The sequence below is a fragment of the Thermacetogenium phaeum DSM 12270 genome (assembly GCF_000305935.1).
Taxonomy (GTDB): domain Bacteria; phylum Bacillota; class DSM-12270; order Thermacetogeniales; family Thermacetogeniaceae; genus Thermacetogenium; species Thermacetogenium phaeum.
In genome coordinates, this window is record NC_018870.1 from 1,829,668 (window position 1) to 1,840,000 (window position 10,333).

Sequence of the window (10,333 nt, forward strand, 5' to 3'; positions counted from 1 at the left end):
AAAAACAAAAAACGGGTGTTCTCACACACCCGCCAAATATACTACCGGTTACCCTACCGCTTTCCCGTACCCAGCCGAAGGCCGAGCCGGCTCTCCCCCGGCTCTCCAGAACAGGAGGTGCAATTCTAACCGGACTCTTCCTCCAGGCTGTCCAGGATTTGCAAGAGGGTCTCCTCATCGGGCAGGTCAAGAATCCCATCCTTCGCTTTCCGGCGCAGTTCGGAGGGCAGAGAATCCACCCTGGTCTTTGTCACCCGGATAACCCCCCCATCAACGCCGGCCGGCCCCCTGATGACGGCCACAAACCCGCCCTTCTCCCCCAGATGGGTCAGCCGGGAGCACTTCTCACAAAGCTCCTCCAGGGACCTGAGGACCGTCACACCCCTGTCCTTGACCTCAACCTGCCAGCCCTCACGGCGGGGGTAGAGGTAACGCAGCTCCCGGGGCGTCGGCGCTCCCAGTTCCGCCGGAGTCCCCTCTCGGTCAACCACCTCATGTCCGCACAGATCGTATACGGTCTTCACGATAACCCGCGTGCCGGAAGGAAAGGGGCGTCTTGCCAGCACCTGGTCGCCCAGCAGGAAGATTAAGCCTGCAAGAGCAACGGCGGCTAAGGCATAGAACAACAATCTCCTGTAATTACCGAACATCTGGCAGCATACCTCCGGAAAGATTTATCACTTATAAATATTGCCATTACTCCCGGTTTTATGCTGCCGAAGGAGCTCTTTTTAAGCACTCTGGTCGATTTCGTTCATGATTTCATCGGGGATGTCAAAATTGGCGTAGACTCGCTGAACATCATCATGCTCTTCAAGAGCATCCAGCAGATTTAAGACCTTCTCCGCAGTGTTCCTGTCGGTAACCGGAACCGTCGAGTTGGGCACCATGGTGATCTCATCACCGGTAAACCTGATCTTCTTTTCGGAAAGCAGTTCCCTTATTCTTCCGAGATCGCCGGGGTCAGTGACAACCTCTATTACATCGCTCTCCTCACGCACATCCTCGGCACCCTCTTCTATTAAGAGGAGCATCAATTCTTCGGGGTCGAGGTTCAGACCGTCCTTGGGAATAGCCAGGAAACCCTTCCGATCAAACATCCAGGCCACACAACCCGCCTCGCCGAGACTGCCCCCGTGCCGGGCGAAGAGGTGACGGAGTTCGGGCGCGGTGCGGTTGCGGTTATCCGTCAGAGCTTTTAGCAGAACGGCCACTCCCCCCGCAGCATACCCTTCGTAATTCACCTCTTCGTAGTTGACGCCGTCCAGTTCTCCGGTCGCCCGGGCGATAAGGCGGTTGATGTTCTCGAGAGGCATATTCGCCTCCCGCGCCCTGGCAATGGCCGCTTTCAGCGCTGGATTGGCCTCAGGATCACCTCCGCCCCGACGCGCCGTCGCCATGATCTCCTTCCCCAGCTTGGTGAAAATCCGGCCGCGCTGGGCATCAACCTTTGCCTTGCGGTGCTTGATATTGGCCCATTTGGAGTGTCCAGACATACTCCCACCTCCTGAAACTAAAAGTCAGGAATCGGCGGCATCCGCCTCTTATGCTCACTGCGCCTTTTCATCCCTTCAATTTTTTCTTTAAGCAGCGGCGGCACCTCTCCTCCTAAGACGTAACTGTCGAGCACTTCATAGGAGAAGCCCATTTCCTCTTCATCCGTTTGATTCTCCCAGAGCCCGGCGCTGGGCGGCTTGGCGAGGATTCGCTCCGGCACATTGAGGTAAGCGGCCAGTTCCCTCACCTGGCACTTGGCGAGATTACCGAGGGGAAGCAGATCGCTCCCCCCGTCACCGTATTTGGTAAAATAACCCACGGCGAGCTCGCTCTTGTTGCTGCTCCCGACGACGAGATAATTATAAATGCTGGCGTAATAATAAAGAACGATCATCCGCAGGCGGGGCTTGATGTTGGCCCGCGCCAGCAGCGCCCTCTCTTCAGAGCATTCTGCGGCGACCGGTTCCAGCAGTCCCAGCAGCCTCTCGAAGACCTGATCGAGGACGATGACCTTCATGCGCAAACCTAGTGCGTCAGCAATAAGCCTTGCATCCTGTAGATCCAGTTCCGTGCTGTGGCACGGCATAACCAGCGCCAGGGATGTTGCGGGAAAGGCCCTTCGGCAGAGCGCTCCCACCACGGCGGAGTCCAGGCCTCCGCTCAAACCGTAAACAACCCCAACAGCTCCCGCCTCAACAACCCTGCGGCGGATCCATTCAACCAGGGATTCCGCCAGCTCGACCGGATGCATTTTTTCCGGCATAATGAACACCCCATTTGAAATTTTAGCAAAATGCGGGGGCTTCTGCAATTAAGGCCGGTTTTTTCACGTTCATTTTGTCCGAGAGCCTTAATATCGCTAATTGAACAGACCATCATGCCGCCGCCACCGGCGGTACCAACAGAAAAACGAAAAGAGCTTATCCTTGCCGGCACAGCGTTCTTAAGGTGTTGTTAATCTACCTTGACAAAGAGGAGCACGGACGAGATAGTCGACCCTGCGGCAGGGATTTGGACTGCTGCCGGCTGATAAAATTCTTATGGTGAGTTCAACCGAAAGATCTGGGAGCAAGGACAAAGATAAGAAGAACCCCGGCAGCAGGCTTCCTGTTGTGTTGAGTAAAAATGGCACTAGACTTTCCACCAGGAATGCTCCAGCTACCCGCCCGCTCACATGGGAACCAGCTCCACGGCTCCTATTGCGCCCAGTTTATCCCCCAGGATCACCACCGCCCCCCGGACGCCCTTGATCTCTAGTACCTTTTCCAGGGCGGGCGAGATATCCTCCTCTCGGTGGACCAGGTTTCCCAAGGTCGAGGCAGCGGCATCGGCGAGGGCGGCGTTCGTGCCGAGGACTACGGAGGCGTCAGTACTTCCGAAGCTCAAGGAATGCCCCACCGTTGCCGATGAGGTGCAGATCCCCCACCCTTGAGAACACGGGCCGAGGCGCACACCCACCTTTTCGGAAAGGGGTGATTTTCCCGCATAAATGCCCACTACTCTGGGCTGCAGGGTCTTCAGGTAAATATCCCCTCCGTTTTCCACGATGACTTCCCGGGCATAACGGGCGAGCCCCCGGCCCACTACCTCGGCAACCGCTCCGGCAACGGCAGCCATCGGCCCCACGCCGGAGCGCCGGGCGGCAGCAGCCATCAACCTGGCTACTCGCGGCGCCCCGGGCAGGATCGGACGGGGAGCCAGCGTCCACCGGAACTCCGGATCGCGCCGAACGTACCGCTCCAGACTCTCCCTGCAGCGGGAGAGCAGTTCCCAGGCAATCTCTTTCAGCTCCGGCCGGAAGCTCCCCCGGTCGACGCTGATCAGAAGATCCGACTCTTTCACACAAAGAGGAAAGGAAACCATTCCCTTTCCCCGAACACGCTCCCTGTAGGTCCTCTCCGCGTATTCCACGACTACCGCCGCTCCTTAAACTGAATTTCGCCGGCGCCCACTCCTGCCCGCACCGGCCTAAAACCGCACTTCCACAGCCCGGGCCATGCAAACCAGGAGGCAGCTTTCACAGACGATACACTTAGAGCCGTCGAAGTGCACCTTTCGATCGGGTTCCGTCATATAGAGCGCCCCCGCCGGGCAGAAGGTTGTACAAGCCCCGCACTGCAGGCAGCGTTCCGAATTCCAGACGATCGTCCCACTTAAGGGCTCTACGACCACACCAACATTCTTCAGGTATTCCAGCCCCCGGTTGTAATTCTCCGAATCTCCGCTTAACTCCAGGACGACATAACCCTCTTTATGCGGGTTAATATCCGCTTTCAAAATGTTGATGACCAAATCGAAGTCCTTAACCAGATGATAGATAATCGCCTGCTCCACCAGAGAAGAGGAAAAGCGCAAGACGATTTTGTTGGCAATCAACGGAACTCCCCCTATCTGTTGTTTTTTTCTTCCAGACCCTTTAAAATGATACCCGCTTCCGCCGAAGGGAGCGGCTGCACGGGCTCTGCCAGCAAAAACCGCCCCTTTTCGATCCACTCCTTGAGGATGAGAGCGATCTCCCGCGCTTTGGCGTAGCTGGAGAGGGGTGTCGTGGGTACCTCTTTCCCCCGCACCACGATCCTCCCCGACCGGAGCTCTGCATAGCTCACCCTGCAGAGCACCTCCGGGTCGCGCTCCGGATAGGCGGAGCTGTAATCTATAACAGGCGCCAAAATCTCGGCGTCGGAAACCGCCGTGTAGCGCAGGATCTCTTCGTTGAGAATGGGAATGGGAATGCCTATCCCCACCGCCAGGCTGGCACCATAGCCGGTGTAGCTGACACCTCGCAGCCACGCCGGACTCATCTGTTTGAGATCCCCTATTACAGCCAGGGTTCCCGCCCCTTCGAGGGGCACACCGTTCTCACCTCTGGTGGTGCAGGGATTGTGCTGCGTACCGTGCCAGGCCACATAGCCAATTCCACCCCCCAGAAAGATCCGCGTCCCCACACCGATGGTCTTATAAAAGGGATCGTTCAATAGAGGGCTCAACTGCCCGGATGTTGAGTAGCTGGCATTACCCAGCCTCGGCTTCAGCACCCCCATGTAAGTATAAAGGGTGCGGTCAGAGAGATTCACCGCAACAGCGTAATTTTGATAGGCGTTGCGAGGGTTAAAGAGAAAGGCCTCATTAATGCTTTCCAGCGTAATCCTGGTCTCGATATGCCGGCGGGGGTAACAGTCGGTACCGTAACCGAACGCTTCCAGCTTCACCTCTTTCCCGGCTACGAGATCCTCAATCACATGGCCTCCGCCGTAAAGAAAACGCCCAGGATAAACGCGGTTTTCAGGGTCGCTGTCCGGCAATGCCGTCGCCCCGATATAAGCATCCACCGCCGCAAGCCCGGCATAAGCGGGGACGCCGTTCAGATAGACCTTGTTCATTTTGATGCGCGGCTGGGAATGGCCAAAGTTCAAGAAGGCTCCGCTGGAACACATGGTGCCGAACGTTCCTGTGGTGACCACATCTACTTCCCGCGCCGCCTTCTCTACCCCTTTTTCCCTGACTAGATCGATGATCTCCTCCGCCGTAACGATCACAGCTTTCCCTTTTTTGATTTTCTCATTGATCTCTGCATAAGTCTTCTCAACAGCCAACCTCCAGAGCACCTCCCCTGTTATTCCTGGTAAAAAACCAAAAAAAGACCTCCCTGAGAGAAGGAGGTCCTTTTGCCTTAGCAGCCGATACGCCTCTTATCTCCCAGAATATACATTCTGCAGGAATTAGCACCAGCGCCCCGTCGCCAATCCAGGGCCGGTTGCCGGGTTTCATTGGGCCCGTCCCTCCACCACTCTTGATAAGAGTACCAGATTCATTATGAAATTATATGGCTTAGAGTAACATATAATAAGCCTGCTGTCAAACTATTTTTCGGCCGGTTCCTTGGCAGTAGCCTCTTCGACCTTCTCGCCGGTCTCGTTGGATGCCTTGCGAAACTCCCTGATGGTTTTGCCAAGAGATTTCCCCACTTCCGGCAGTTTTCCCGGGCCGAAAATGATCAGAACCACTGCCAGAATAGCCGCCAATTCCCAGGGGCCGATACTGGGGAGCAATCCAAACACTGTTTTTCGCCTCCTTAAATTATTCCCCCGTTATCTTCCGTATTTCGTAAATGTTCATTCTTGATGATATTCTCCAAACAAAGGTGAAATCCTGCGCCTTATTACTTTTCAATTTCTTCTAATATGATTTTGTGGTCGACCAAAGCCAGTTCTTTAATACGCGCATCCAGGAACAGGCGGCGGCCGAATATATCCTCCAGCAGTAGCCCGCCCTCGTGGGGCTGAACCCGATCAACGTTTTCAAAGATCATTTTTTCTTCACCGTCTTTCCACAGATAAGCATTGGCCTCACACATTGCGATCACCCTCCCATTCTTTAAGGTGCTTCACCAACTTCTCGATCAGGTGGGGCAGGGGTTCCTTCTGCACCCCGACAATCTCCACCCTGTTTCTGCCAATAGGGAGCAAGAACTTCACCGCCTTACTGCTGCCTATCGCCTTGACCATCTCTGGAGTCACCTCACCCAACATGGAGTTTGCCACCAGTATTGAAAGTGGGCCAACGATTACATCGACATCATTTGCGGTCCGGATGATAGCGTTTTCCCCGGTCGCCCCTTCATTGGCTCCTGCTTTGAGCATCAGTGAGGTGGCCACGCTGTTCGTGCCGAGAGCGATAATCTCCACCCCGGTGCCGAGTTCCCTGCGTATTCTTTCGGTGATATGCTTACCAATGCCACCCCCTTGGCCGTCAACAACAGCTATCCGCATTGCCCGCCTCCCACTCGTCCACAAGCAACAGCTGTACTCCCAGCGTCTTCTCCATCTCCCGAAGGGCAAATTCGTGTGCCTTTTCGTCAAAAGAGGCGACACCGTCCTTGAGGACGGATACCTTGTAATTGCGCATGCGGGCATCGGCTGCTGTGTACAAAACGCAGATGTTGGTACAGACACCCACAAGAACCAAATCCTCTGCCCCCAGTTCCCGCAGAGCGAGATCCAGGTCGGTACCGTAAAAACCGCTATAGCGCCGCTTTGGTATGATCACATCACCTTCCCGGGGCGCAAGCTCCGCGCAAACTTCTCCACCCCAAGTGCCCGCCACACAGTGGGTTGGAAACATCTCGAACTCCCTGTCACCCGGCAGGTGACGGTCGCAGATGTAGATTACGGGAATCTTATGGGACCGCGCCTTCTCCAGCGCCCTGGCAATCACCGGAATAACCCGCCGCCCGGCTTCCCCGACGTACAGGGCTCCTCCCTCCACAACGAAGTCGTTCAACATATCGACGACGATCAGGGCTTTCCCCCCCACCTAGATCCCTCCCCTTACCAGGTTATCGGTTGCCCGGTCCAGTATATTGTAACACACCGCACGGCTGCTGTCGCTACAAGATATCCCGAAAAAAAGAGCATGTACCGAAGAACCCTCTCAAAAGAATATTTTTACGCCGGAGGGAGAAATCCTGCTCGGAAAGGTTTGGATCTATTCTCCCTTCAGATCCTCCACAAAGCATCTGAGGGCCTCCGCCACCCCCCAGGCCTGGGCAAAGCATCCCCTCGGCGTGAAAGGATAGGATGCATCAAAAATTTCCGATATCGTTCCCAGCCCCTGTTCGCACAGGTGATCCTTTAGAGGTGCCAGCAGCAGCCGGGCAACGACGAGGCTCTCCTGTGAATAATCAAAAGCCTTCCGGTACGCCGTGATGAAGTGCCCGAGCAGCCAGCTCCAGGCAGTCCCCTGGTGATAGGCGGCATCCCGGGAATACTGGTCGCCCTGGTAACGCCCCTGAAAACCCGGTTCCCCCGGAGACAGGCTGCGCAGTCCCGTTCCGACGTAAAGCTCCTCAAAGACTCTCCTCACGACAGCCTTGGCCTTTTCCTTAGGCAAAACGGCATAGGGCAGGCTTACGGCGATGATCTGGTTCGGCCGGACGCTGGGATCTGGCTCATCACCTGCAACGTCGTAGAGGCACTGCTTCTCCTCATTCCAGAAGGCGGCAAGAAAGCTGCGGCGCACCTGCGCCGCCAGGCTGCCGTATTCATCCTGCAAGCCCCAAAGCTTAGACAGTTCCGACATGAACATCAAAGCGTTATACCAGAGGGCATTCACCTCAACCGGCTTCCCGTGGCGGGGAGTCACCACCCAGTCACCAACCCTGGCGTCCATCCAGGTGAGCTGAATCCCGGGGGATCCTCCCGCGACCAGCCCATCCCTATCCATTCCGATCTGAAACCGGGTGCCCCGGCGGTAGTTGTCGATAACGGACCTGAGGACGGGAAAGAGCTCTTCCCTCACAAATCGATAATCACCTGTGTACGCCAGATACTTCTGCACCGCATAGAAATACCACAAAGAGGCATCCACCGTATTGTAAATGGGCTCTTCACCGGCATCCGGAAACATGTTGGGCAGCAGGCCGTCTTTAACGTAGGCCGCAAAGGTAGCCAGTATTTCCCTGGCATCCCGAAAACGCTTTGTGCACAGGGCGAGGCCGGGAAGGGCGATCATGGCATCCCTGCCCCAATCGCTGAACCAGGGGTAACCGGCGATTACCGTTTTCTTCCCCGTCGACTTTCTCCAGACGATAAAATCATCCGCAGCCAGGCAGAGCGTCCTGGCAAAAAAATCCCGGTAACCCGCCAGGCGCAGCAGCTCTTCCTGCCTCCTCTGCTGGCGGTCCCTCCATCCCTGATAGTCGATCTCGGGAACCGCTTTTGTCGAAAGAACTACGGTAAACTCTCCCGAGTCCTGCACATCCAGCCGGAAGTAACCCGGGATGAAGTGATCTTCATAAGCAGGCAGCCCGCGAATATCCTCTATGGAATAATACATCCCCCTATACCAGGAAGGTTCCACATAAAATTCGGCCCGGTCGCTGCAGAGATAGATGGGCGGTGCGCCGGGAAAGGAGTCGACCCGAACCTGACGGTCGTCGAGTTGATTCTGTTGAAAGGGCAAGCTGTTCTCATAAGTGGTTCCGTGGTAGTCGCGGCAGTTGACCAGAGGGAAAATAAAGATTTTCAGGTCCCGTCCGTATTCATTGATAATCCGATAATGCACAACGGTGGTGTTTTCCCCGTAGAGCATGAAAATTGTCTTGATTAAAAAAACATCCTTAATCAGATAGATATACTCCGGAAACGGGTAACGCCGGAACCGCAGCAGGTAGCGATAACCCTGCTGGGCGTAGCCGTCCCTCACCTGATTTGTACCCAACACGAACCGTTCCCCGTTGACGTAAAAATCCTCATCCAGCTTCGCCACAAGCAGACGGCGGTCTACCGGGGGATTTAGGGCAGCGATGAGCAGGCCATGGTAGCGCCGTCTGTTCAAGCCGATTATGGTCGAAGAGGCAAATCCCCCCATGCCGTTGGTGAGCAGCCACTCCTTGGAAGCGCCCTGATCCGGGTTTAATTCGCTTCTCCCAAAGATCAAATCCACAACCATCACTCCTGGTCCGACGGTTTAATCCTTTACCACTCATTATGCCCCCCAGGAGCGGCAGCCCTCCCATCCACCGTTACCTCTGACCGTTCCGGCCCCTGAGGTGATAATAGTGGGGCGGCTTACAAGAAGGTTTCTTTCAACCTATCAGCAGTAATGCCGTCAGACGCGAAGAGGGAGCACCATTATGGTGCTCCCTCAAAATAACTTCCTGGCAGCGACCTACTCTCCCGGGAAAACCCAGTACCATCGGCGCTGGAGGGCTTAACTGCCGTGTTCGGAATGGGTTTCCGTAAACACAGCCCCTCCGACCCAAATTGGTTCAAAGGGGTGTGGCTTACGGAAACATACGGGTGTTTCCCCTCCGCTATTGCCACCAGGATTCTCCTTGCAACCGCTTTCTCGAAATACTTCCCTCGCCTTTCAAAAGCCTTTTACCAGGCAGAGGCGGCTGGCGGCGCCCTTTTGCAAGCCCTCGGCCTATTAGTACCGGTCAGCTTAAAGGGTTACCCCTCTTACACTCCCGGCCTATCTACCTGGTCATCTCCCAGAGGCCTTACCCCGACACTCAGCTTCACCGACCAGGTGAGATGGAGGATGATGTCTGTCCCTTCCGCTGTCCCGTCCTTTTCTTCACTCCTGCTCCTTAGTCTGCCGCCTCTTTCTCACTCTTCGATCGGTTAAGTTGAGCGCCGGGTGGGAAACCTTATCTCGGGGTCGGCTTCGCACTTAGATGCTTTCAGCGCTTATCCGTTCCAGACTTGGCTACCCAGCGGTGCCCCTGGCGGAACAGCTGGTACACCAGCGGTCTGTCCATCCCGGTCCTCTCGTACTAGGGACAGCTCCCCTCAAGTTTCCTGCGCCTGCGACGGATAGGGACCGAACTGTCTCACGACGTTCTGAACCCAGCTCACGTACCGCTTTAATGGGCGAACAGCCCAACCCTTGGGACGTACTTCCGCCCCAGGATGCGATGAGCCGACATCGAGGTGCCAAACCTCCCCGTCGATGTGGACTCTTGGGGGAGATAAGCCTGTTATCCCCGGGGTAGCTTTTATCCGTTGAGCGACGGCCTTTCCACTCAGTACCGCCGGATCACTAAGCCCTGCTTTCGCACCTGCTCGAGGTGTCCCTCTCACAGTCAAGCTCCCTTCTGCCTTTGCACTCTCTATGCGTGATTTCCAACCACGCCGAGGGAACCTTTGGACGCCTCCGTTACCCTTTGGGAGGCGACCGCCCCAGTCAAACTGCCCACCTGACACTGTCCCTACCCCGGCTCACGGGGCAAGGTTAGAATTCCAGCACTCCCAGGGTGGTATCCCAACGCCGGCTCCCCCAAACCTGGCGGCCCGGGTTCCCCGCCTCCCACCTATCCTGTACAGGAAATGCC

At 56.0% G+C, this 10,333-nt stretch carries 11 protein-coding genes, 2 rRNA genes and 1 riboswitch (1 of these 14 cut by a window edge); all 13 genes read right to left on the reverse strand.

Annotation, left to right across the window (positions count from 1 at the left end; all coding sequences use genetic code 11):
• Positions 1-125: 125 nt before the first annotated feature.
• Positions 126-650 carry a hypothetical protein gene (locus TPH_RS09010; RefSeq protein ID WP_015050888.1) on the reverse strand — a complete coding sequence of 175 codons (525 nt, stop codon included), beginning with the start codon at positions 648-650 and terminating at the stop codon, positions 126-128.
• An 81-nt stretch (positions 651-731) separates the two neighbouring features.
• Positions 732-1,496: a YebC/PmpR family DNA-binding transcriptional regulator gene (locus TPH_RS09015; protein ID WP_015050889.1), complete on the reverse strand. Its 765-nt coding sequence runs from the start codon at positions 1,494-1,496 to the stop codon at positions 732-734.
• A 17-nt stretch (positions 1,497-1,513) separates the two neighbouring features.
• Positions 1,514-2,260, reverse strand: a complete 747-nt coding sequence (nadE, locus tag TPH_RS09020) for an NAD(+) synthase (protein ID WP_201764438.1) — start codon at positions 2,258-2,260, stop codon at positions 1,514-1,516.
• 407 nt (positions 2,261-2,667) lie between these two features.
• On the reverse strand, positions 2,668-3,408 hold the full coding sequence (locus TPH_RS09025; RefSeq protein WP_015050891.1) for a UPF0280 family protein: 741 nt from the start codon (positions 3,406-3,408) through the stop codon (positions 2,668-2,670).
• Between the two features lie 57 nt (positions 3,409-3,465).
• Positions 3,466-3,873 (reverse strand): NIL domain-containing protein, encoded by a 408-nt coding sequence (locus TPH_RS09030; protein ID WP_015050892.1) that lies wholly within the window; start codon positions 3,871-3,873, stop codon positions 3,466-3,468.
• Positions 3,874-3,884: 11 nt separating this feature from the next.
• A complete protein-coding gene (locus tag TPH_RS09035; RefSeq protein WP_015050893.1) occupies positions 3,885-5,090 on the reverse strand; it encodes a homocysteine biosynthesis protein in 1,206 nt (401 codons plus the stop codon).
• Positions 5,091-5,183: 93 nt separating this feature from the next.
• Positions 5,184-5,297: riboswitch (SAM riboswitch) on the reverse strand.
• 60 nt (positions 5,298-5,357) lie between these two features.
• Positions 5,358-5,555 carry a Sec-independent protein translocase subunit TatA/TatB gene (locus TPH_RS09045; RefSeq protein WP_015050895.1) on the reverse strand — a complete coding sequence of 66 codons (198 nt, stop codon included), beginning with the start codon at positions 5,553-5,555 and terminating at the stop codon, positions 5,358-5,360.
• A gap of 101 nt (positions 5,556-5,656) precedes the next feature.
• Entirely contained in the window at positions 5,657-5,851 is a 195-nt protein-coding gene (locus TPH_RS09050; protein WP_015050896.1) for a CooT family nickel-binding protein, read from the reverse strand.
• Positions 5,844-6,266: a DUF3842 family protein gene (locus TPH_RS09055; RefSeq protein WP_015050897.1), complete on the reverse strand. Its 423-nt coding sequence runs from the start codon at positions 6,264-6,266 to the stop codon at positions 5,844-5,846. Before TPH_RS09055 ends, TPH_RS09050 begins: the two co-directional genes overlap by 8 nt.
• Positions 6,247-6,810, reverse strand: coding sequence for a cysteine hydrolase family protein (locus tag TPH_RS09060; RefSeq protein ID WP_015050898.1), 564 nt, complete (start codon positions 6,808-6,810; stop codon positions 6,247-6,249). The genes TPH_RS09055 and TPH_RS09060 overlap by 20 nt, the downstream gene beginning before the upstream one ends.
• A gap of 171 nt (positions 6,811-6,981) precedes the next feature.
• Positions 6,982-8,940, reverse strand: coding sequence for an amylo-alpha-1,6-glucosidase (locus TPH_RS09065; protein ID WP_015050899.1), 1,959 nt, complete (start codon positions 8,938-8,940; stop codon positions 6,982-6,984).
• Positions 8,941-9,152: 212 nt separating this feature from the next.
• A 5S ribosomal RNA gene (gene rrf / locus TPH_RS09070) occupies positions 9,153-9,324 on the reverse strand.
• Positions 9,325-9,406: 82 nt separating this feature from the next.
• Positions 9,407-10,333, reverse strand: a 23S ribosomal RNA gene (locus TPH_RS09075) (it continues 2,191 nt past the right edge of the window).

Excerpts from the sequence above, each read along its gene's own strand:
- TPH_RS09010 (WP_015050888.1), bottom strand. The coding sequence starts at position 650 with ATGTTCGGTAATTACAGGAGATTGTTGTTCTATGCCTTAGCCGCCGTT.
- TPH_RS09015 (WP_015050889.1), bottom strand. The coding sequence starts at position 1,496 with ATGTCTGGACACTCCAAATGGGCCAATATCAAGCACCGCAAGGCAAAG.
- nadE (WP_201764438.1), bottom strand. The coding sequence starts at position 2,260 with ATGCCGGAAAAAATGCATCCGGTCGAGCTGGCGGAATCCCTGGTTGAA.
- TPH_RS09050 (WP_015050896.1), bottom strand. The coding sequence starts at position 5,851 with ATGTGTGAGGCCAATGCTTATCTGTGGAAAGACGGTGAAGAAAAAATG.
- TPH_RS09055 (WP_015050897.1), bottom strand. The coding sequence starts at position 6,266 with ATGCGGATAGCTGTTGTTGACGGCCAAGGGGGTGGCATTGGTAAGCAT.